A 20,653-nucleotide genomic window follows, 5' to 3' on the forward strand; every position below is an offset into this window, starting at 1 on the left:
CGGAAAGGTGAAATCGAGAAGCGGATTTTATAATAGGTCTTTCGTCTCGACCGGCGCACCGCGCTGCGCCCGTGCACGCCACCCCTGTCGTCCCTATGCCAGATAACGCTTCCACCCCGTCCGCTTCACCCGTTGCCCGCGTCAAGCCCGGCCAGCGTTTCGCCTTCGACGGCGCGCACGGCTCCGCCGACGCGCTCGCCATCGCCCGTTATCTCGCCGACAACCGCCAGGACGTGCCGCTCCTCGCGGTGATCTGCGCGAACGCGGTCGATGCACAGCGGCTGTCGCAGGAAATCCGCTACTTTTCGCCCGACGCGCGCGTGCGCCTGCTGCCCGACTGGGAAACGCTGCCGTACGACACCTTCTCGCCGCACCAGGACCTGGTGTCCGAGCGGCTCGCGACGCTGCACGACCTCGGCGAGGGCCGCTGCGACATCCTGCTCGTGCCCGCGACCACCGCGCTGTACCGGATGCCGCCCGCGTCGTTCATGGCCGCGTACACGTTCGCGTTCGCGCAGGGCGAGCGGCTCGACGAGGCGAAGCTGAAGGCGCAACTCACGCTGGCCGGCTACGAGCACGTGAGCCAGGTCGTGCGGCCCGGCGAATACTGCGTGCGCGGCTCGCTGATCGACCTGTACCCGATGGGCTCGCCGCTGCCGTACCGGATCGACCTGTTCGACGACCAGGTCGATTCGATCCGCGCGTTCGATCCCGATACGCAGCGCAGCCTCTACCCGGTGCGCGACGTGCGGCTGCTGCCCGGCCGCGAGTTTCCGTTCGACGAAGCCGCGCGCACGGCGTTTCGCAGCCGCTGGCGCGAAACCTTCGAAGGCGACCCGAGCCGCGCGCCGATCTACAAGGACATCGGCAACGGCGTGCCGTCGGCCGGCATCGAGTATTACCTGCCGCTGTTCTTCGACGAGACGGCCACGCTGTTCCACTACCTGCCGCAGGACGCGCACCTCGTGTTCACCGGCGACCTCGAGGCGTCGATCCGCCGCTTCACGGCCGACACGAAGCAGCGTCACGCGTTCCTCGCGCACGATCGCGAGCGGCCGATCCTCGAGCCGCAGCGCCTGTTCCTGTCCGACGAGGATTTCTTCGCGTTCGCGAAGCCGTTCGCGCGCGTCGTGCTGCCCGCGCAGCCGGCCGGCGGCTGGGCGACCGCCCTGCCCGAGCTCACCGTCGACCGCCATGCGGACGATCCGCTCGCGTCGCTGCGCACGTTCGTCGAATCGTCGGGCAAGCGTGTGCTGCTGACGGTCGAATCGGCCGGCCGCCGCGAGACGATCCTGCAACTGCTGGCCGAACACCACCTGCGCCCCGCGTCGAACGACGACTTCGCGAGCTGGCTTGCAAGCGACGAACGCTTCGCGCTCGGCGTCGCGCCGCTCGCGAACGGCTTCGCGGTGCCGGGCGAAGGCTATGCGATCGTCACCGAGACCGAGCTGTACGGCGCGCTCGGCCGCCGCGCGGGCCGTCGTCGGCAGGAGCAGGCAAGCAACGTCGACGCGATGGTGCGCGACCTGTCCGAGCTGAAGGTCGGCGACCCGGTCGTCCACGCGCAGCACGGCATCGGCCGCTACATGGGCCTCGTGTCGATGGATCTCGGCGAAGGCGAAACCGAATTCCTGCATCTCGAATACTCGGGCGACAGCAAGCTCTACGTGCCGGTCGCGCAACTGCACGTGATCTCGCGCTACAGCGGCGCCGATCCCGACAGCGCGCCGCTGCACGCGCTCGGCTCCGGCCAGTGGGAGCGCGCGAAGCGCAAGGCTGCCCAGCAGATCCGCGATACGGCCGCCGAACTGCTGAACCTGTACGCGCGCCGCGCGGCCCGCGAAGGCCACGCGTTCTCGCTCGACCCGCGCGACTACGTGAAATTCGCGGAAAGCTTCGGCTTCGAGGAAACGCCCGACCAGGCCGCGGCGATCGCGGCCGTGATCGGCGACATGACGAGCGGCAAGCCGATGGACCGCCTCGTGTGCGGCGACGTCGGCTTCGGCAAGACCGAGGTCGCGCTGCGCGCGGCGTTCATCGCGGTGCTGGGCGGCAAGCAGGTCGCACTGCTGTCGCCGACCACGCTGCTCGCCGAGCAGCACACGCAGACCTTCGCCGACCGCTTCGCGGACTGGCCGGTGCGCATCGTCGAGCTGTCGCGCTTCAAGACCGCGAAGGAAGTGAACGCGGCGATCGCGCAGATCAACGAAGGCAGCGTCGACATCGTGATCGGCACGCACAAGCTGCTGTCGTCGGACGTGCAGTTCAAGCGTCTCGGCCTCGTGATCATCGACGAGGAACACCGCTTCGGCGTGCGCCAGAAGGAAGCGCTGAAGGCGCTGCGCGCGGAAGTCGACGTGCTGACGCTCACCGCGACGCCGATCCCGCGTACGCTCGGGATGGCGCTCGAAGGGCTGCGCGATTTCTCGGTGATCGCGACCGCACCGCAGAAGCGGCTCGCGATCAAGACCTTCGTGCGCCGCGAGGAGGAAAGCGTGATCCGCGAGGCGATGCTGCGCGAGCTCAAGCGCGGCGGCCAGGTGTACTTCCTGCACAACGAAGTCGAAACGATCGAGAACCGCAAGGCGATGCTCGAGGCGCTCGTGCCCGAGGCGCGCATCGTGATCGCGCACGGCCAGATGCACGAGCGCGAGCTCGAACGCGTGATGCGCGATTTCGTCGCGCAGCGCGCGAACGTGCTGCTGTGCACGACCATCATCGAGACCGGCATCGACGTGCCGAGCGCGAACACGATCATCATGCACCGCGCGGACAAGTTCGGCCTCGCGCAGCTTCACCAGTTGCGCGGCCGCGTCGGCCGCTCGCACCACCAGGCCTACGCGTACCTGCTGGTCCACGATCCGCAGTCGCTGACCAAGCAGGCGCAGCGCCGCCTGGAAGCGATCCAGCAGATGGAGGAACTCGGCTCGGGCTTCTATCTCGCGATGCACGACCTCGAGATCCGCGGCACCGGCGAAGTGCTCGGCGACAAGCAGTCGGGCGAAATCCACGAGATCGGCTTCCAGCTCTATACGGACATGCTGAACGACGCGGTGAAGGCGCTGAAGAACGGCAAGGAGCCCGACCTCACCGCCCCGCTCGCCGCGACGACCGAAATCAACCTGCATGCGCCCGCGATCCTGCCGGCCGACTACTGCGCGGACGTGCAGGAGCGGCTGTCGCTGTACAAGCGGCTCGCGAACTGCGAGCACGGCGACGCGATCGACGGCATCCAGGAGGAACTGATCGACCGCTTCGGCAAGCTGCCGCCGCAGGCGCACGCGCTCGTCGAGACGCACCGGCTGCGGATCGCCGCGAAGCCGCTCGGCATCGTGAAGATCGATGCGAGCGAGGTCGCGATCGGGCTGCAGTTCGAGCCGAATCCGCCGATCGACCCGATGCGGATCATCGAGATGGTGCAGAAGCATCGCCACATCAAGCTCGCGGGCCAGGACAAGCTGCGCATCGAGACGCGCTCGCCCGATCTCGCGATCCGCGTGTCGACGATCAAGGAAACGCTGCGCGCGCTCGGCCCGAAACAGGGGGCGGCCGTCGCGGCCCGCTGATGCAATCCTGACGGGCGCGACGTTGCTGCACCGCATCGCGCCCGACGAAGGCGGGCGGGCGCGTTTTTGAGTATGATTTCCCATTCATCAGACGGAGTTTTGCCATGTCCACTCTCGACGCGCCGGCGCCGTCCGCCGCAACCGAAGGCGACGCATCGCTCGTCAGCCTGCCCTGGGTCAAGCAACTCGTGTCGATGGACACGACGAGCCGCGTGCCGAACCTCGGCCTGATCGAAACGGTGCGCGACGCGCTCGCCGCGAAGGGCATCGTGTCGACGATCACGCACGATCCGCGCGACGGCTGGGCGAACCTGTTCGCCACCGTGCCCGCGCACGACGGCTCGACGAACGGCGGCATCGTGCTGTCGGGCCACACCGACGTCGTGCCGGTCGACGGCCAGCAGTGGGACAGCAACCCGTTCGCGCCGGAAATCCGCGACGGCCGCCTGTACGGCCGCGGCACCTGCGACATGAAGGGCTTCATCGGCGCGGCGCTCGCGCTGCTGCCCGAGATGCAGGCGACGAAGCTCGCGAAGCCGATCCATTTCGCGCTGTCCTACGACGAGGAAATCGGCTGCGCGGGCGCGCCGTTGATGATCGCCGATCTCGTGAAGCGCGGCGTGCAACCGTCGGGCTGCATCGTCGGCGAACCGACCAGCATGCGGCCGATCATCGCGCACAAGGGCATCAACGCGTACCGCTGCTGCGTGCGCGGCCACGCGGCGCATTCGTCGCTGACGCCGAAGGGGCTCAACGCGATCGAGTATGCGGCGCGCCTCATCTGCCACATCCGCGACATCGCCGAGCGTTTTCGCGCCGAAGGCCCGTTCGACGAACTGTACGACGTGCCGTTCACCACCGCGCAGACGAGCACGATCCAGGGCGGCAACGCGATCAACACGGTGCCGGCCGAGTGCCGCTTCGACTTCGAATTCCGCAACCTGCCGACCCTCGATCCCGAGCAGATCTTCACGCGCATCGAAGCGTATGCGCAGGAAACGCTGCTGCCGCAGATGCTGCGCGAACATCCGAACGCCGCGATCGAATTCTCGAAGATCGCCGCGGCGCCCGGCCTCGACGCGACCGAGCAAGCCGCGATCACGCAGCTCGTGCGCGCGCTGACGGCCGACCAGGACAAGCGCAAGGTCGCGTACGGCACCGAGGCCGGCCTGTTCGCCCGCGCGGGCATCCCGAGCGTCGTGTGCGGGCCCGGCAACATCGAGCAGGCGCACAAGCCGAACGAATATGTCGAGCTCGCGCAGCTCGCCGGCTGCGAGCAGTTCCTGCGCAAGTTCATCCGCAGCATGTCGGTCGACGCGCACTGACTGCCTCCCGCCACGCCGGCCCGCGTGTGCGGGTCGGCCCACTCCGCCACCCGCCACGTCATGTCGACTGAACAACAGGGCACCGCCCACACGACGATCGACGGCGAGCCGATTCCGACGCTCGACGAAATCGCCGCGCAGCATTTCGCGTTGTCGCCGTGGGTCGCGCGCACGCCCGTGTTCGAGCGCGCCGACCTGCCCTCCCTCGAAGGCACGCACGTCAACTTCAAGTTCGAGCTGCTGCAGGCGAGCGGCAGCTTCAAGGCGCGCGGCGCGTTCACGCACCTGCTCGCGCTCGACGAAGCCCGCAAGAACGCGGGCGTCACCTGCGTGTCGGCCGGCAATCATGCGGCAGCCGTCGCGTATGCGGCGATGCGGCTCGGCAGCAGCGCGAAGGTCGTGATGTTCCATACCGCGAGCCCGACGCGCATCGCGCAATGCAAGCAGTACCGCGCGGAAGTCGTGCTGGCGGGCAGCGCATCGCAGGCATTCGACCTCGTGCGGCGCATCGAGGCCGAGGAAGGCCGCTTCTTCATTCATCCATTCAACGGCTATCACACGATCCTCGGCACCGCGACGCTCGGCTACGAATGGGCGACGCAGACGCCCGACCTCGACGCGGTGATCGTGCCGATCGGCGGCGGCGGGCTCGCGGCCGGCATGGCGACCGCGCTGCGGCTCGCGAATCCGCGCGTGCACGTGTACGGCGTCGAGCCGGAAGGCGCCGACGCGATGAGCCGCAGCTTCGCGGCCAATCACACGATCAAGATGAGCGCGATGCAGACGATCGCCGATTCGCTGATGGCGCCGCATACCGAGGAATACAGCTACCAGCTGTGCCGGCGCCACCTCGACCGCATCGTCACCGTCTCCGACGATGCGCTGCGCGCCGCGATGCTGTTCCTGTTCTCGCACCTGAAACTGTCGGTCGAGCCGGCCTGCGCGGCCGCGCTCGCCGCGCTGCTCGGCCCGCTGCGCGAAACGCTGCAGGGCAAGCGCGTCGGCGTGCTGCTGTCGGGCACGAATACCGACCCCGCCACGCTCGGCATGCATCTCGCGCACGCAAAACTGCAGCACTGACCCCGACTCGGCGCGTGCGGGCCAACCTAGGGTTATCCCCAGATTATGTTGACAGCCCTGTTGATAACCCGCCGGACCCGCACGCAAGTGGTTGAGCGCGCAGCGTTTTGCGCGCGCGAAGGTCGATCGTCACGAAATGGGCAGATGCGGCGGCTGGCCGCATGCACGGCGGTGCTCGCGCTGCTCGCCGGTTGCGCGGCGCCAGCCTCGTCCACCGCCGGCGCGCAATCCGCGTCCTGCACGCAACCGGGTGAAAGCCGCATGCTGCAGGCCGATCTGCTGTTCGGGCGCGACGTCGCCGGGCGCGGCCCCGTCACCGATGCCGAACGCGCGGCCTTCCTCGCCGACACGGTCACGCCGCGCTTCCCCGACGGCCTCACCTACTGGGACACGCACGGCCAGTGGCACGACCGCTCGACCGACAGGATCACGCACGAAGACAGCTTCGTGATCCGCATCATCGCCGACGATACGCCCGACACGCGCGCACGGCTCGCCGCGATCCGGCAGGCATACGTCCAGCGGTTCCATCAGCAATCGGTCGGCATCGCCATCGTGCCGGCCTGCGCGTCGTTCTGATTCACCGCGCTCCACTGCCGGCCGCGCACGACAAAACGGGCGCCCGAAGGCGCCCGTCGGCATGTCTGAAGCACGGCGTAGCGCTTACCTGTTCTCGAACATGTCCATGATCTGCTGCTTCTCCTGCGGCGTGACGGGCGGCGGCGCCAGCCCGGCCGCGCCGGCCGAACCCAGTGCGTCGTTCGCGCTGATCGCGTTCTCCGCCGGGTTGATGTCGACGTTCGCGACGAAGCCGTTGCCCGGCGTGCGATCGGCGTAGTACAGCTCCCCGTCGATCGTGGTCAGGCCGTCCGGCATCGGCATCTGCTGCTCGGGCACGCCGTTCAGCGCGGTGCGCATGTAGTTCACCCAGATCGGCAACGCGAGCTGCGCACCGAATTCGCGGCTACCGAGGCTCTTCGGCTGGTCGAAGCCCATCCACGCGACCGCGACGAGCGACTGCTGGTAGCCGGCGAACCAGCCGTCCTTCGCATCGTTCGTGGTACCCGTCTTGCCCTGCAGGTCGTTGCGGCCCAACGCGTTGGTGCCCGCGCCCGTGCCGGCCGTCGCGACCGAATGCAGCAGGCTGTTCATCACGTACGCGTTGCGGCCTTCGATCGTGCGCGGCGCCGTGCCGCCCGCGACCACCGGCTGCGACTTCTGCAGCGGCTGGCCGCGTGCGTCGTCGACTTCGGCGATCAGGTACGGGTCGACCTTGTACCCGCCGTTCGCGAACACCGCGTAGCCGGTCGCGAGCTGCAGCGGCGTCACGAGGCCCGCGCCGAGCGCCATCGGCAGGTACGGCGGCGTCTTCGCCGGATCGAAGCCGAAGCGCTGTGTCACGTACTGCTGCGCATACTGCGTGCCGATCGACGCGAGGATCCGGATCGACACGAGGTTCTTCGAACGCTGCAGGCCGGTGCGCATCGTCATCGGGCCGTCCGGCTGGTCGTCGTCCTTCGGCTCCCATGCGGTGCCACCCGGCACGCTCGGCGGGAAGTACAGCGGCGCGTCGTTGATCATCGTCGCCGGCCCGAGCCCCTTGTCGAGCGACGCCGAATAGATGAACGGCTTGAACGACGAGCCCGGCTGCCGCCACGCCTGCGTCACGTGGTTGAACTTGCTCTTGTTGAAGTCGAAGCCGCCGACGAGCGAGCGGATCGCACCGTCCTGCGGCGCAATCGCGACGAGCGCGCCTTCGACCTGCGGCAGCTGCACGACCTGCCAGCCCGTCTTGCCGTCCTTCAGCACGCGCACGACCGAGCCCGGCTTGATGCGCAGCGTGTTGTTCGCACGGGCGCCCAGCGCGGCCGCGACGAAACGCAGCCCGGCCGGGCCGATCGTCGTGGTCGCCCCGCCGACGAACTGCACCTCGACCGCGTTCGGCGACGCCGACAGCACGACCGCCGACTGCAGGTCGCCGTTGTCCGGGTGATCGGCGAGCGCATCGTCGATCGCCTCGTCGCGTTCGTCGCCGGCCGCGGGCAGGTTGATCGATGCCTCGGGGCCGCGATAGCCGTGGCGGCGCTCGTAGTCGAGAATGCCGCGACGCACGGCCTGGTACGCGGCTTCCTGGTCGGCCGAGTTGATCGTCGTCGTGACGGTCAGCCCGCGCGTATAGGTTTCGTCCTTGTACTGCTGGTACATCATCTGCCGCACCATCTCGGCGACGTACTCGCCGTGCACCGCGTACTGGTTGCCCGGCGTGCGCACGTGGATCTCTTCCTTGATCGCTTCGTCGTACTGCGGCTGCGTGATGTAGCCGATGTCGAGCATGCGCTTCAGGATGTATTCCTGACGCACCTTCGCGCGCTTCGGATTGACGACCGGGTTATACGCGGACGGCGCCTTCGGCAGCCCCGCGAGCATCGCCGCTTCCGCGAGCGTGATGTCCTTCAGGTCCTTGCCGAAGTACACGCGCGCCGCGGCCGCGAAACCGTACGATCGCTGACCGAGATAGATCTGGTTCATGTACAGCTCGAGGATCTGGTCCTTCGTCAGGGCCTTCTCGATCTTGTACGCGAGCAGCATTTCGTAGATCTTGCGCGTGTAGGTCTTCTCGCTCGACAGGAAGAAGTTGCGCGCGACCTGCATCGTGATCGTGCTCGCGCCCTGGCGCGCGCCGCCGTGCATCAGGTCGGCCACGCCCGCGCGCAGGATGCCGACGAAATCGACGCCGCCGTGCTCGTAGAAGCGGTAGTCCTCGATCGCGAGCACGGCCTTCTTCATCACGTCGGGAATATCCTGGAAGCGCACGAGGCTGCGGCGCTCCTCGCCGAACTCGCCGATCAGCACGTGGTCGGCGGTGAACACGCGCAGCGGCACCTTCGGCTGGTAGTTCGTCAGCGCGTCGAGCGACGGCAGTTGCGGCGCCATCACGACCAGCGCGTAGCCGACGATCAGCGCGCCGACCACTGCCAGGGTCGCGAACAAGCCGACGAACCACAGCGCGACGCGCGAGCCGAACGTACGGCGGCGCCCTCCGCCACCGCCGCTGCGCTGCTGCGCGCGGCGGCCGTCGTCGCGATCGTCGTCATCGGGGTAATAGGCTCCGGACGGCGAACGGCGCAGCGTGTAGTGGGGCTCGTTCCTGTCGGAAGAAGAAGGCGGTCGTTTGATAATTGGCATGTCGGAATGGCGGGCGTACGTGGCGCCCTCGGACGCATGCGGAAATGCAAGCGGATGAATCAGAGTGGGTGCATCGAGATGCGGCTGTCACGTCGACAGACCCCGCCGCGCGGCGATCCGTTCCCGCGACGTGACAGCGCATTTTAATGAAATCGCCCGGGGGCCTTCGCGATTTTTTGTAAAAATTCCCGCAATGCCGTGATTTGCGGAACGTATTGTCGGCATCCTCGGCCTATGATGGACACGCGATACGGCGTGCGCGGGCATTTTTCTTTCAGTCGCGAAAGGTTTGGCGTCCTGATGCGTGTGCCGCTTGAACTCGCGCGTTTAAGCCGTATTTAAGTGAACCGGTGGTGTAATATCCGCCGGCTCACGCGGGCCGGAACCGGCTCGCGACGGGCATTGCCGCGGTCACGCGGCGCCTTTCAACCACGGAGGATTTCATGTCGCTTTTCGACTCTATTTCGCGCACGATCAAAGGCCTGCTGAACGATGCGGCCGATTCGGTACAGGATCCGTCGCGCGACGCACGGCAGATCGTGCGGGAGCTCGACGACAGCATCGGCCGTGCCGAGAATTCGCTGATCGAGATCGAGGCACAGGTCGCGACCCAGCGCAGCAAGCGCGATGCGGCCGACGACAAGGTCAGGAAGTACGAGGACGGCGCGAAGCGCGCGCTGCAGGGCGGCGACGAAGCGCTCGCGCGCGAGGCGCTCGCGGCGCAGTCGAACGCGGAAGCCGAGCGCGATGCGCTCGCGGCCGAACTGACGACGCTCGAGCCGTCGGTCGACAAGCTGAAGGGGCAGATCGCCGACATGCGCCAGCGCCGCAACGACCTGAATGCGCGCTCGAACATCCTGCAGGCCAAGCAGGAAATCGCGCAGGCGAAGGACGTGGCCGCCAGCGCGCTGGGCGGCATCGGCGGCAAGAACCTGTCCGAGGACTTCCAGAAGCTCGAGGACAAGGTCGCGTTGCAGAACGCGCGCTCGGACGCGCGCCTCAACTCGGCCGACACGTCGAGCGGCAAGGCGCTCGACGACAAGCTCGCCGCGCTGAACAAGGGCCCGTCGGTGGAAGATCGCCTCGCCGCACTGAAGAAGCAGCTCGATACGCCCGCGCAGTAACCGCCATCGCGGGCCACCGCGCCGCGCCCCGGCCCGGGCGCGCGGCGCGAACCGATCGTCAGGAGACGGGCGCCTGCGCCCGGTTCGACCATGAAGAAATCTCTCGCCGCACTCGGCCTCTCGCTGATGTTGCTGTCGTCCGCCGCGTTCGCGGTACCGTCGCTGCAGCAGGTCGAGCAGTCGATCGCGCAGCGTGACTGGCAACGCGCCGACACGCAGCTGTCGCAAGTCATCGACGCCCATCCGAACAACGCGCACGCGCGCTACCTGTATGCGCAGGTGCTGGACCGCGAAGGCCGCGCGTCCGACGCGCTCGTGCAACTGCAGCGCGCGAAATCGCTCGATCCGCAACTGCGCTTCACCGACGCGTCGCGTTTCGCGCAAACGGAGTCGCGCATTCGCGCCGACGCCGCGCGCGTGAGCGGCAACACGCCGTCGGCCACGCAGGCCGGCACGCTGCAGCCGGGGCTCGCCCCCGCCGTCGCGCCGGCCGAAAAACACGGCCCGTCGACCGGCATGTGGATCGGCCTCGGGCTGATCGTCGCCGTGATCGCGCTGGTGCTGCGCTGGACGCTGCGGCGCGCGCGCACAGCCGACAACGGCCGCGCCGACGACGAACGCCGCACGCAGCTCAAGCGCGCGACCGACGTGCTGAACGACATCCGGCCGCTCAAGCTCGATGCGAAGCTGTCGACGGCGCCCGGCGCCGCGGCGCTGACCGGCGAACTCGAAGCGATCGAGAACGACGCGCGTACGCTCGTTGAAACGCTGTCGAACGGCAAGAATCCGGTGCCGCCGTATCGCGTCGACGAACTCGAACAGCGTCACGCCAGCGTGAAGGCGCGCGTCGAGGGCCGCCCCGACCCGGCCGCGCAGCCCGCGGCGCCGACGAACGGCAGCGGCTCCGTGTACGCGCAGGAAGCCGATCGCGTGACGGGCGCCCAGGGCCAGCCCTATCAGCAGCAGCCCTACCCGCCGCAACAACCCTATCCGCAACAGCAGCCGCCCGTCGTGATCCAGCAAGGCGGCGGTTTCGGCGGCGGGATGGGCGGACTGCTGACCGGCGTGCTGCTCGGCCAGGCGATGTCCGGCGGCCGCGATCGCGTGGTCGAACACGACGTGATCGTCGACGGCGAGCGCCGCCGGCAGGAAGCCGACCCGGGCTTCGACCTCGGCCGCGGCGACGATTCGAACTGGAGCGACGGCAACGGCGGTGGCGGGATGGACCTCGGCAGCAACGACGACGGCTGGACCGACGACAACACCTGAGCCCCTGCCCACCGGGCGTCGACGTGCATGTCGACGCCCTGACACGCACGCCACGCCCCGTTGCATGACCGGCCGCGCCGACGCGCGGATTTGTCAATCATTTCAAGATGGACTACCGGCAATGGGGCACGTTCGCTATCATGCGGCCATCGGCGTGCCACCGACCCTGATTCGACGCAAAGCAATCCTGCGCGTCGCGGCACGCCTCCTCTCGCCCCCAACCAGGAGAAAGCCGCTCATGAGCATCATCAAGGAATTCAAGGAGTTCGCCGTCAAGGGCAACGTGATGGATCTCGCCGTCGGCGTGATCATCGGCGGCGCGTTCTCGAAAATCGTCGACTCGGTCGTGAAAGACCTCATCATGCCGGTCATCGGTGTGCTGACCGGCGGTCTGGATTTCTCGAACAAGTTCGTTCTGCTCGGCACCATCCCCCCGACGTTCAAGGGTAATCCCGACTCGTTCAAGGACCTGCAGGCCGCAGGCGTCGCCGCATTCGGCTACGGCTCGTTCATCACCGTGGCGATCAATTTCGTTATCCTCGCGTTCATCATTTTCCTGATGGTGAAATTCATCAACAAGCTGCGCAAGCCGGAAGAAGCCGCGCCGGCCGCGACGCCGGAAGACACCGTGCTGCTGCGCGAGATCCGCGATTCGCTCAAGCAGCGCTGATCGCCACGCGCTCCGCCCCCCAGGCCCGCCTCGTGCGGGCCTTTTTATTGCGTACACGATGCACCGCCGCATGCGGCCCATCTCATTTTTTTGTGACGAGCGAATGCACGCGCGGGAAAAGCAGGTCTATGATGGAGACTAAACGACAGTACGGGCGCCAAGACGCTGGCTGTGTCGATCATGGCGAGCAGGTCGACGGGAGACATTGATCGTCGTACTGCACGAATGCAGCATTTTCGTGTGCTATAAAGGATCGACATGCGGCGTACATAGCCGGGAGTGGGTCGCATGAAAGTGCCGCATTTCTTGCAATTGTTTTTGAGGCGAGTGTTTATGTCCTTCCCGAAAAAACGTCGGCGTGCGCCGCAGGATGGCCAGGAGTCGTTCCTCGCGGTCCTGCGTCACTCGAAACCGTTTGCCCAGCTCGACACCAAGATTGCCCGCGCCCGCGCGCAGGACGAACCCGTCCTCTATGCGCATGTGCTGCCCGGCCTCGACGTGCTCCTGTGCAGCGTGCGCGGCGCACAGCCGCCTTATCCGGCCATCGCCGAATTGCGCAAGCGCTGCATCGAATCGATCGCCAACGCGCTCGAGCAGCCGCTCGACGGCCTCGAGAACGGCGGATACTGGTACGAAGCAAACGGCTTCGGCTTCCTCGTCTTCGCGAGCCGCGCCCGTGCGCGCATCCTGCCCGAGTTTGGTGCAGGCACGAAAGCGAGCCTGCGCGGCGGCCTCGGCCGCCAGAACGCGGGCGACACGACACCCCGCTCGCTCGGCTGATCCGCCAGTCATTCGATGGGCCGCCTTTGGGCGGCCCATCTGCCATTCACACGCTCCGCTTGCCCGTCACGACACCTGTTGACGGCCGTTGTTCGGCCGCACGATGTCGATGAACGCGGCGAAATCGGCGCCGGCGAGCCCCTGTGCCGCGCCGAGCCTCAGCACCTGCTGCACGGTGGCCGACACGGGCATCACCGCGCCCGTGTCGCGCGCGGCGTCGGCGATGGCATCGACATCCTTCTGGAACGTCGCGAGCGCGCCGATCGGCGGATGCCCGCCCGACGTCATGCGCGGCACGAACGTCTGCAGCAGCACCGAATCGGCCCAGCCGCCGGCCAGTGCCTCGGCCAGACGCGCGGCGTCGATGCCGCTCGCCTGCGCGAGGCCGACCGCCTCGGCGATCGCGGTGACCGTCGCGGTCACGATCGCCTGATTGCACAGCTTCGCCGTCTGGCCCGCGCCCGCGTCGCCCATGTGCGTGATGCGCGACGCGTACGTATCGATCAGCGGGCGCACCGCGTCGAGATCGGCCGCGCGGCCGCCGGCCATCACCGCGAGCGTGCCGGCCTGCGCGCCCGGCACGCCGCCGGACACCGGCGCATCGACCCAGCCGACCCCGAGCGCGGCCGCGCGCGCCGCGTAGTCGCGCGTGGCGGCAGGCGGAATGCTCGAATGATCGACGATGCGCTGCAGGCGACGCGCATTCGCGCCACCGGAAAGCAGCCCGTGCTCGCCGAACACGACGTCGCCGACCGCACGACCGTCGAGCACGCACACGAATACCGTATCGACGCGCTCGGCCAGCTCGCGCGGCGTGCCGACTACCTGCGCGCCGTCCTTCACGAGCGCCTCGGCCTTCTCGCGCGAGCGATTCCACACGCTGACGCGATGCCCGGCCGCCAGCAAATGCCGAATCATCGGCGCGCCCATCAATCCCGGTCCGCAAAATCCGACTTCCACGATGTTCCTCGTCTCCGATATGGGTTGCACTTGCCGCCCATCATACCTATCACTCAAGAAGCCGGGCACGCACGGCGCCGTTGCGGGCGCGCGCCTTGCACCGGCCCATCATGCGAACGTCCCAGGGAGGCATCATGAGCGACCACGTGTACAAGATGATCGAACTGACCGGCTCGTCGCGGCAATCGAGCGACGACGCGATTCGCAACGCGATCTCGAAAGCCGGCAAGACGCTGCACAACCTGCACTGGTTCCAGGTGACCGAAACGCGCGGTCACATCGAAGGCGACCAGGTCGTGCACTGGCAGGTCACGCTGAAGGTCGGCATGCGCATCGACGACTGACGCGCGCACCGCCGCCCCCGCCGCGCCGCGATCCGGATCCGCGCAAGGCGGAGCCGTGCGGCGCCGCGCGCCCCGCATTGCATCCCGTTCGGGCCCCTTGTCGCGGCCCGGCCGCCGCGTGCCTGCGGGTATCCATCTCTTGACGCTGATTTTCGTTCATATTAAAAACGATATACCCCACCTGCCCCTCGATCAGCCCAGCCATATAAACCGGAGATAACATGAGTCAGCAACGCGAGGCGATCGACACGTACCTCTTGCGCGTCTTGCATACCTTGTTGATGGAGCGCAGCGTCACGCGCGCGGCCGTCAAACTGAACCAGTCGCAACCGGCGATCAGCGCCGCGCTGCGGCGCCTGCGCGACATCACCGGCGACCCGCTGCTGGTGCGCGGCAAATCCGGCATGGTGCCGACCGAATACGGGCTGCGCCTGCTCGAGCCCGTGCAGAACGCGCTGCGTGAAATCGAGCGCATCAAGTTCCAGCAGCACAACTTCGATCCGGCCACGTCGATCCGCTGCTACCGGATCGGCTGCCCCGACTACCTGAACGTGCTGTTCGTCCCGACCGTCGTCGAACGCTTCCGCCAGGCCGCGCCGAATGCGACGCTCGAGTTCCATTCGCTCGGCCCCGCGTTCGACTACGAGCTCGCGCTGGAAGACGGCAAGCTCGACATCGTCGTCGGCAACTGGCCCGAGCCGCCCGAGCAACTGCACCTGTCGAACCTGTTCGTCGACGAAATCGTCTGCCTGATGAGCAATACGCACCCGTTCGCGAAGCGCGGCGGGCTCACGCTCGACCAGTACCTGAACGCACCGCACCTCGCGCCGACGCCGTACTCGGTCGGCCAGCGCGGCGCGATCGACGTGCATCTCGCGCGCGAGCGGCTCAAGCGCCACGTGGTCGTCACGCTGCCGTACTTCAACCTCGCGCCGTACGTGCTCGTGAAGTCGGACCTGATCTTCACGACCACGCGGCTGTTCGCCGATCACTACGCGAAGTTCCTGCCGCTGTCCGTCGTGCCGGCGCCGCTCGACTTCCCGCCGATGCAGTACTACCAGCTGTGGCACGAACGCTGCCATTACTCCGACGAAGTGCGCTGGCTGCGCAGCCTCGTCGCCGAAGCCACCCGCACGCTGATCGAGCCGTAACGGCCTGCACGCGCCCGCGTTTTCACGGCGCGGGGCGACGATGGCCGGGGGCGGCGCGCCCGGCCTGGCCGCCGCCGCGCGGCTTCAGCGCCGCTTCAGCGCGATGCCTCGACGAGTGCGTGCGCGAGCGCATTGTGACGCTCGATCACGGGCGGCAGATCGAGCGTCGCCAGCCGCCCTTCCCGCACCACCACCTTCCCGTTCACCACCGTGTACGCCGTCTGCGACGGCGCGCAGAACACGAGCGCCGCGACCGGATCGTGCAACGCGCCCGCGAACAGCGGCTGCCGCAGGTCGAACGCGGCGAAATCCGCGGCCATGCCGGGTTTCAGCGCGCCGATGTCGTCGCGGTTCAGCACCTTCGCGCCGCCGAGCGTCGCGATCTCGAGCGCTTCCCGCGCGGTCATCGCATCGGGCCCGAAGCCGACCCGCTGCAGCAGCAGCGCCTGGCGCACTTCCGCCACCATCTGCGCGCCGTCGTTCGACGCGGAACCGTCGACGCCAAGCCCGACCGGCACGCCCGCGAGCCGCATCTTCTTCACCGGCGCGATGCCGGACGCGAGCCGCATGTTCGAACACGGACAGTGCGCGACGCCCGTGCCGGTACGCGCGAACAGGCCGATGCCCGCATCGTCGAGCTGCACGCAGTGCGCATGCCACACGTCGTGGCCGACCCAGCCGAGATCTTCCGCATATTCGGCAGGCGTCATCCCGAACTTCTCGCGGCTGTACGCGATGTCGTTGACGTTCTCCGCGAGGTGCGTGTGCAGCGACACGCCGTATTCGCGCGCCAGCACGGCCGCGTCGCGCATCAGCTCGCGGCTCACCGAGAACGGCGAGCACGGCGCGACCACCACGCGCAGCATCGCGTAGCGGCCTTCGTCGTGATAGGTCTCGATCAGGCGCTGCGCGTCGCGCAGGATGTCGGGTTCGCGCTCGACGACCGAATCGGGCGGCAGCCCGCCGTCGCGCTGGCCGACGCTCATCGCGCCGCGGCTCGCGTGAAAGCGCATGCCGATCCGCTGCGCGGCGCCGATGCTGTCGTCGAGCCGGCTGCCGTTCGGGTAGATGTACAGATGGTCGCTCGACGTCGTGCAGCCCGACTGCAGCAGCTCGGCCATCGCGGTGAGCGTCGACACCTCGATCATCTCGGGCGTCAGGTGCGCCCAGATCCGGTACAGGTTCGTGAGCCAGCCGAACAGCTCGGCGTTCTGCGCGGCCGGCACCGCGCGCGTGAGGCTCTGGTACATGTGGTGGTGCGTGTTCACGAGCCCCGGGATCACGAGGTGGCCGCGCAGGTCGAGCACTTCGTCGGCCGTGTCCGGCAGCTCGGCGCTCGGGCCGACCGCGACGATCCGGTTGTCTTCGATGTAGAGCCCTGCGTCGCGCAGCTCGCGACGCGTGTCGTCCATGGTCACGAGCACGTCGGCGTGCTTGACCAGCAGGGTCGTCGGGCGGGATGAGGAGGGGTTCGGCGCGCGTGCGCCAGCGTGCTGCTCGAGATTCATGCGTTCTCCGCGTCGGTCTGCCTCCAGGGGCTGTCCTGGAGGCGGTCACACAGCCGTTCGAACGCTGAATCGCGGCACGCCCCGGTGCCTGCGTCCGTTCGAACGCCCTGGCCCGGTTACCCGGCGTGCTCGCCGTCTTCGGGGTACGCGCGGGCCACGGGCCGACGCGCACGGCGGGAGGATCGCCCAAGCGCGCGCCGCACACAATGCGCGATCCGGAATACCGCCCTTCAGGGATTCGGTATGGTACGCCGCCCGCCGCCCTGCCGGGCGCCCGCAACCGCCGCTCGAAGCCCTATCCGGCGGGCCGTCGACAGCCGCTCATGCGCGGCGCATTATCTTTGATATCGCGCCCGTATTTGCGTGGGGAACCTTTTTACAATGCCTGCACGGCGCTCGCTTCACTCTCGCCGACGGGTATGTAGCCACGTGACGTGGAGCCTCGATCCGCCGCACAGTCATGGATCGAGCCGCCGCCGAACCTCGCATTCACACAAGGAACAACGAATGGGAAAGCTCACTACCCACGTACTCGATACGGCGCACGGCCGTCCCGGCGCCGCCATCAAGGTGGACCTCTACGCGCTGGACGGCGAATCGCGCCGCGCGATCAAGACCGTGCTGACCAATAGCGACGGCCGCTGCGACGAACCCCTGCTCGAAGGCGCGGCGCTCGCCGCCGGCGAATACGAACTCGTATTCCATGCCGGCGACTACTTCGCGGCGCTCGGCGTGAAGGTGCCCGAACCCCGCTTCGTCGACCGCGTCGTGCTCCGCTTCGGCATCGCCGACACCGCATCGCACTACCACGTGCCGCTGCTCGTGTCGCCGTGGTCGTACAGCACCTATCGCGGCAGCTGACATACGCATCAGCGCCCGCATCAAGACAAAATCTGAGTCTGGAGGAGTTTCATGGAAGGCTTCATCACCGACTGGCTGAACCTCGCGCTGCGATGGCTGCACGTCATCGTCGCGATTGCGTGGATCGGCGAGTCGTTCTATTTCGTCGCGCTCGACAACAGCCTGAAACCGCCGACCGACCCGAACCAGCGCAAGCGCGGCGTGTTCGGCGAGCTGTGGCACGTCCACGGCGGCGGCTTCTACAACATGCAGAAGTACACGGTCGCCCCGCCGGAAATGCCGGATGACCTGCACTGGTCGAAGTGGCCGTCGTACACGACGTGGCTGTCGGGCTTCACGCTGTTCTTCGTGCTGTACCTGCTCGCCCCGAACACGTACCTGATCGACAAGAACGTGCTCGACATGGGCCCGGTCGTCGCCGTCGCGTCCGCGCTCGGCTTCCTCGCCGCCGGCTGGATCGTCTACGACTCGCTGTGCCGCATCCTCGGCACCAACGACCGCGTGCTGGGCATCTGCGTCGGCCTGTACGTCGTCGTCGCGGCGTACCTCGCGTGCCACATCTTCTCGGGCCGTGCCGCCTACCTGATCGTCGGCGCGATGCTCGCGACGATCATGTCGGCGAACGTGTTCTTCGTGATCATCCCCGGCCAGCGCAAGATGGTCGACAAGATGCTCAAGGGCGAAGAGCCGAACCCGATCTACGGCAAGCGCGGCAAGCAGCGTTCGGTGCACAACACGTACTTCACGCTGCCGGTCGTGTTCGCGATGCTGTCGAACCACTATGCGATGACGTACACGAACAAGTTCAACTGGGTCGTGCTCGTGCTGATCATGCTGGCCGGCGCCCTGATTCGCCAGTTCTTCGTGATGCGTCACCGCGGCAAGCAGCTGTGGTACCTGCCGATCGGCGGCGTCGCGCTGCTGTCGGGCGCGCTGGTGTGGACGATGCCGAAGCCGGTCGCACCGGAAGCGCAAGCGGCCAACGCACCGAAGATCGTGATCAACGACATCATGCCGATCCTGCAGCAGCGCTGCGTCGAGTGCCACTCGGCCAAGCCGACGCTGATGGGCAGCGCGCCCGCGGGCGTGATGTTCGATACGCCGGACGAAGTGTCGAAGAACGCGCAGCGCATCTACGACCAGGCCGTGCGCCTGAAGGCGATGCCGATCGGCAACGTCACGCACATGACCGACGACGAGCGGACCAAGCTCGCCGCCTGGTTCGAGGGCGGCGCGGTCAAGTAAGCCGCCCGGCGCCGGCACGGTCATGCGCCGGCGCCATCCTCTCCGTTCGCGGGCCCGGTCACGGGCCCGTTTTTTTGCCCGCTCAGAATGCCCTGCGCGCGTCAGCCGCGCATCGCGTCGCGCTGCAGTGCGACGAGTGCATCGCGGGCGCGCGGGCCGTCGTCGAACGGCACGAAGATGTGATCGTGGTACGCGGCGGCCATCACGTTGCAACTGATGCCGGCCGCACCGAGCGCGCGTGCGAACGCGGCCGTGAGGCCGACGGCCGCGAGGTCGGAATGCACGGTGAGCGTGATCCAGGCGGCGCGGAACAGCACCGGCCAGCCGCGCCGGGCGGCCGTCTGCTCGTCGACCACGACCGTCAGCCCTTCCGCTTCGCGGAACGTCGCGATCACGTCGGATACCGATACGTCGGCGTCGTGCGGCAGCGCGATGAACGCGAACGCGCCCGGATGCAGTTCGGGCCGCATCGTGCGCAGCAGGACCGCGAGGTCGTTTTCAGGCTGGCTCATCGGAAGATCGCGCCCGGAAGCGGGCGTCGTGCAGTGGCGCTGCGGGCACGATAGCACGCGCTACACGCGCACCGTCGCGACTTCGTCCGCGAGCCAGCCGCGCAACGCGACGATGCGCGGATCATCCTGCAGGTGCGCCGGATATACGACGTGATACGCGAGCGCCGGCGCCACGTCGACGCTCACGTCGAACAGCCGCACGAGGCGCCCGTCCGCGAGATCGCGCACGATCATGTGCGGCTCGGCCAGCCCGACCGCCGCGCCGTCCGCCACGGCCTGCACGACGTGGCTGGAATCCGGAAACGCGACGCACCGGCTGTCGTCGAAACCTGCGACCCCGGCTGCCGTCATCCATGCCGACCAGCGCGGCCAGCGCACGCCGTCGACTTCGCAGTCGGCGTGGCACAGCGTGTAGCGCAGCAGGTCGCGCGGCACGCGCGGCGGCTGCCCGGCCGACAGCAGCGCCGGGCTGCAGACCGCGACGACCGACGTGCCGAACAGGCGCTGCGCACCTGCATCGCGGTAACGCCCGGTGCCGAAGCGGATCGCGACGTCCACATCGTCGTCGGCGAAATCGCGCAGGCGATCGGTGATGTCGAACGTGAGTTCGAGCGCGGGATGGGCGGCCCTGAAACGCGGCAGGCGCGGCAGCAGCCAGTGCGTCGCGAAGCGTGCGCCGACCGACACGCGCAGTTCGGTCTGCTCGCGCGCGAGGCGGCGCGCCCGTGCGGTCGCACGTTGCAGGCCCGCCAGCGCGTCGGCGGCCGCGCCGGCCAGCACGACGCCGGCGGGCGTCAGCCGGATGCTGCGGCTCGTACGGACGAACAGGTCCATGCCGAGTTGCGCTTCGATTTCCTTGATCTGGTGACTGACGGCGGCCGGCGTCAACCCGACCTCGTCGGCCGCCCGCGAGAAATTCAGGTGCCGCGCCGCTGCATCGAACGTCCTCAGCGCGCGCGTACCGGGCCACATGCGTTCCATCGATCTTCAAAAGGAATTTGATGACCGTCCGAAAACTACTCGTTTTTCATGACGCCATCAATGAGCAAACAATAGCCGTTCTTGAAGATGC

17 protein-coding genes are annotated in these 20,653 nt (G+C 67.8%); 12 read left to right on the plus strand and 5 right to left on the minus strand.

The window, feature by feature from the left end:
* Positions 1–95 precede the first annotated feature (95 nt).
* The 4 genes from mfd (at position 96) to KU887_RS10290 (ending at position 6,550) form a co-directional block, all read left to right on the plus strand.
* Positions 96–3,566, plus strand: coding sequence for a transcription-repair coupling factor (gene mfd, locus KU887_RS10275; protein WP_006487997.1), 3,471 nt, complete (start codon positions 96–98; stop codon positions 3,564–3,566).
* Positions 3,567–3,670: 104 nt separating this feature from the next.
* On the plus strand, positions 3,671–4,891 hold the full coding sequence (argE, locus tag KU887_RS10280; protein ID WP_006495598.1) for an acetylornithine deacetylase: 1,221 nt from the start codon (positions 3,671–3,673) through the stop codon (positions 4,889–4,891).
* A 60-nt stretch (positions 4,892–4,951) separates the two neighbouring features.
* Positions 4,952–5,971, plus strand: coding sequence for a threonine/serine dehydratase (locus KU887_RS10285; RefSeq protein ID WP_059720664.1), 1,020 nt, complete (start codon positions 4,952–4,954; stop codon positions 5,969–5,971).
* A gap of 144 nt (positions 5,972–6,115) precedes the next feature.
* Positions 6,116–6,550 carry a DUF3574 domain-containing protein gene (locus KU887_RS10290; protein WP_006495596.1) on the plus strand — a complete coding sequence of 145 codons (435 nt, stop codon included), beginning with the start codon at positions 6,116–6,118 and terminating at the stop codon, positions 6,548–6,550.
* An 84-nt stretch (positions 6,551–6,634) separates the two neighbouring features.
* Here the strand turns inward: KU887_RS10290 and KU887_RS10295 are convergent, their stop codons facing one another.
* The gene (locus KU887_RS10295) at positions 6,635–9,157 is read right to left on the minus strand and encodes a penicillin-binding protein 1A (RefSeq protein WP_006488026.1); all 2,523 of its coding nucleotides are present in this window, start codon (positions 9,155–9,157) and stop codon (positions 6,635–6,637) included.
* A 443-nt stretch (positions 9,158–9,600) separates the two neighbouring features.
* Here KU887_RS10295 and KU887_RS10300 point away from each other — a divergent pair, with 443 nt between their 5' ends.
* The 4 genes from KU887_RS10300 to KU887_RS10315 all read left to right on the plus strand — a co-directional run bounded on the left by KU887_RS10300 (position 9,601) and on the right by KU887_RS10315 (position 13,000).
* On the plus strand, positions 9,601–10,281 hold the full coding sequence (locus KU887_RS10300; RefSeq protein WP_006487987.1) for a PspA/IM30 family protein: 681 nt from the start codon (positions 9,601–9,603) through the stop codon (positions 10,279–10,281).
* Between the two features lie 90 nt (positions 10,282–10,371).
* Positions 10,372–11,550 (plus strand): M48 family metallopeptidase, encoded by a 1,179-nt coding sequence (locus KU887_RS10305; protein WP_006495595.1) that lies wholly within the window; start codon positions 10,372–10,374, stop codon positions 11,548–11,550.
* 238 nt (positions 11,551–11,788) lie between these two features.
* On the plus strand, positions 11,789–12,220 hold the full coding sequence (gene mscL, locus KU887_RS10310) for a large conductance mechanosensitive channel protein MscL (protein ID WP_006487991.1): 432 nt from the start codon (positions 11,789–11,791) through the stop codon (positions 12,218–12,220).
* A 333-nt stretch (positions 12,221–12,553) separates the two neighbouring features.
* Positions 12,554–13,000, plus strand: a complete 447-nt coding sequence (locus KU887_RS10315; protein ID WP_006488003.1) for a hypothetical protein — start codon at positions 12,554–12,556, stop codon at positions 12,998–13,000.
* Between the two features lie 66 nt (positions 13,001–13,066).
* Here KU887_RS10315 and KU887_RS10320 read toward each other — a convergent pair whose 3' ends face one another.
* Entirely contained in the window at positions 13,067–13,960 is an 894-nt protein-coding gene (locus KU887_RS10320; protein ID WP_006495594.1) for an NAD(P)-dependent oxidoreductase, read from the minus strand.
* A 134-nt stretch (positions 13,961–14,094) separates the two neighbouring features.
* On the opposite strand from KU887_RS10320, the gene KU887_RS10325 reads away from it, so the two are divergent.
* Together KU887_RS10325 and KU887_RS10330 are read left to right on the plus strand one after the other, a co-directional pair.
* Positions 14,095–14,304, plus strand: coding sequence for a dodecin (locus KU887_RS10325; RefSeq protein WP_006493215.1), 210 nt, complete (start codon positions 14,095–14,097; stop codon positions 14,302–14,304).
* Between the two features lie 221 nt (positions 14,305–14,525).
* A complete protein-coding gene (locus KU887_RS10330; protein ID WP_006490213.1) occupies positions 14,526–15,455 on the plus strand; it encodes a LysR substrate-binding domain-containing protein in 930 nt (309 codons plus the stop codon).
* A 95-nt stretch (positions 15,456–15,550) separates the two neighbouring features.
* Here the strand turns inward: KU887_RS10330 and KU887_RS10335 are convergent, their stop codons facing one another.
* Complete coding sequence (locus tag KU887_RS10335; RefSeq protein WP_006490193.1) at positions 15,551–16,963, minus strand: 8-oxoguanine deaminase; 1,413 nt, start codon at positions 16,961–16,963, stop codon at positions 15,551–15,553.
* 507 nt (positions 16,964–17,470) lie between these two features.
* Here KU887_RS10335 and uraH point away from each other — a divergent pair.
* Both uraH and KU887_RS10345 read left to right on the plus strand, forming a co-directional pair.
* On the plus strand, positions 17,471–17,824 hold the full coding sequence (uraH, locus tag KU887_RS10340; RefSeq protein WP_006490200.1) for a hydroxyisourate hydrolase: 354 nt from the start codon (positions 17,471–17,473) through the stop codon (positions 17,822–17,824).
* A 51-nt stretch (positions 17,825–17,875) separates the two neighbouring features.
* On the plus strand, positions 17,876–19,069 hold the full coding sequence (locus KU887_RS10345; RefSeq protein ID WP_006490217.1) for a urate hydroxylase PuuD: 1,194 nt from the start codon (positions 17,876–17,878) through the stop codon (positions 19,067–19,069).
* Between the two features lie 101 nt (positions 19,070–19,170).
* Here KU887_RS10345 and KU887_RS10350 read toward each other — a convergent pair whose 3' ends face one another.
* Together KU887_RS10350 and KU887_RS10355 are read right to left on the minus strand one after the other, a co-directional pair.
* Positions 19,171–19,581, minus strand: a complete 411-nt coding sequence (locus KU887_RS10350; RefSeq protein WP_006495592.1) for an ACT domain-containing protein — start codon at positions 19,579–19,581, stop codon at positions 19,171–19,173.
* Between the two features lie 60 nt (positions 19,582–19,641).
* Positions 19,642–20,562, minus strand: a complete 921-nt coding sequence (locus tag KU887_RS10355; protein WP_006490229.1) for a LysR substrate-binding domain-containing protein — start codon at positions 20,560–20,562, stop codon at positions 19,642–19,644.
* Positions 20,563–20,653 lie beyond the last annotated feature (91 nt).

This window comes from Burkholderia sp. EMB26 (assembly GCF_024730645.1).
Taxonomy (GTDB): domain Bacteria; phylum Pseudomonadota; class Gammaproteobacteria; order Burkholderiales; family Burkholderiaceae; genus Burkholderia; species Burkholderia cenocepacia.

Bases quoted from the DNA above. Each gene is read 5' to 3' on its own strand.
- mfd (WP_006487997.1), top strand. From the start codon at position 96: ATGCCAGATAACGCTTCCACCCCGTCCGCTTCACCCGTTGCCCGCGTC.
- argE (WP_006495598.1), top strand. From the start codon at position 3,671: ATGTCCACTCTCGACGCGCCGGCGCCGTCCGCCGCAACCGAAGGCGAC.
- KU887_RS10285 (WP_059720664.1), top strand. From the start codon at position 4,952: ATGTCGACTGAACAACAGGGCACCGCCCACACGACGATCGACGGCGAG.
- KU887_RS10290 (WP_006495596.1), top strand. From the start codon at position 6,116: ATGCGGCGGCTGGCCGCATGCACGGCGGTGCTCGCGCTGCTCGCCGGT.
- KU887_RS10295 (WP_006488026.1), bottom strand. From the start codon at position 9,157: ATGCCAATTATCAAACGACCGCCTTCTTCTTCCGACAGGAACGAGCCC.
- KU887_RS10300 (WP_006487987.1), top strand. From the start codon at position 9,601: ATGTCGCTTTTCGACTCTATTTCGCGCACGATCAAAGGCCTGCTGAAC.
- KU887_RS10305 (WP_006495595.1), top strand. From the start codon at position 10,372: ATGAAGAAATCTCTCGCCGCACTCGGCCTCTCGCTGATGTTGCTGTCG.
- mscL (WP_006487991.1), top strand. From the start codon at position 11,789: ATGAGCATCATCAAGGAATTCAAGGAGTTCGCCGTCAAGGGCAACGTG.
- KU887_RS10315 (WP_006488003.1), top strand. From the start codon at position 12,554: ATGTCCTTCCCGAAAAAACGTCGGCGTGCGCCGCAGGATGGCCAGGAG.
- KU887_RS10325 (WP_006493215.1), top strand. From the start codon at position 14,095: ATGAGCGACCACGTGTACAAGATGATCGAACTGACCGGCTCGTCGCGG.
- KU887_RS10330 (WP_006490213.1), top strand. From the start codon at position 14,526: ATGAGTCAGCAACGCGAGGCGATCGACACGTACCTCTTGCGCGTCTTG.
- KU887_RS10335 (WP_006490193.1), bottom strand. From the start codon at position 16,963: ATGAATCTCGAGCAGCACGCTGGCGCACGCGCGCCGAACCCCTCCTCA.
- uraH (WP_006490200.1), top strand. From the start codon at position 17,471: ATGGGAAAGCTCACTACCCACGTACTCGATACGGCGCACGGCCGTCCC.
- KU887_RS10345 (WP_006490217.1), top strand. From the start codon at position 17,876: ATGGAAGGCTTCATCACCGACTGGCTGAACCTCGCGCTGCGATGGCTG.
- KU887_RS10350 (WP_006495592.1), bottom strand. From the start codon at position 19,581: ATGAGCCAGCCTGAAAACGACCTCGCGGTCCTGCTGCGCACGATGCGG.
- KU887_RS10355 (WP_006490229.1), bottom strand. From the start codon at position 20,562: ATGGAACGCATGTGGCCCGGTACGCGCGCGCTGAGGACGTTCGATGCA.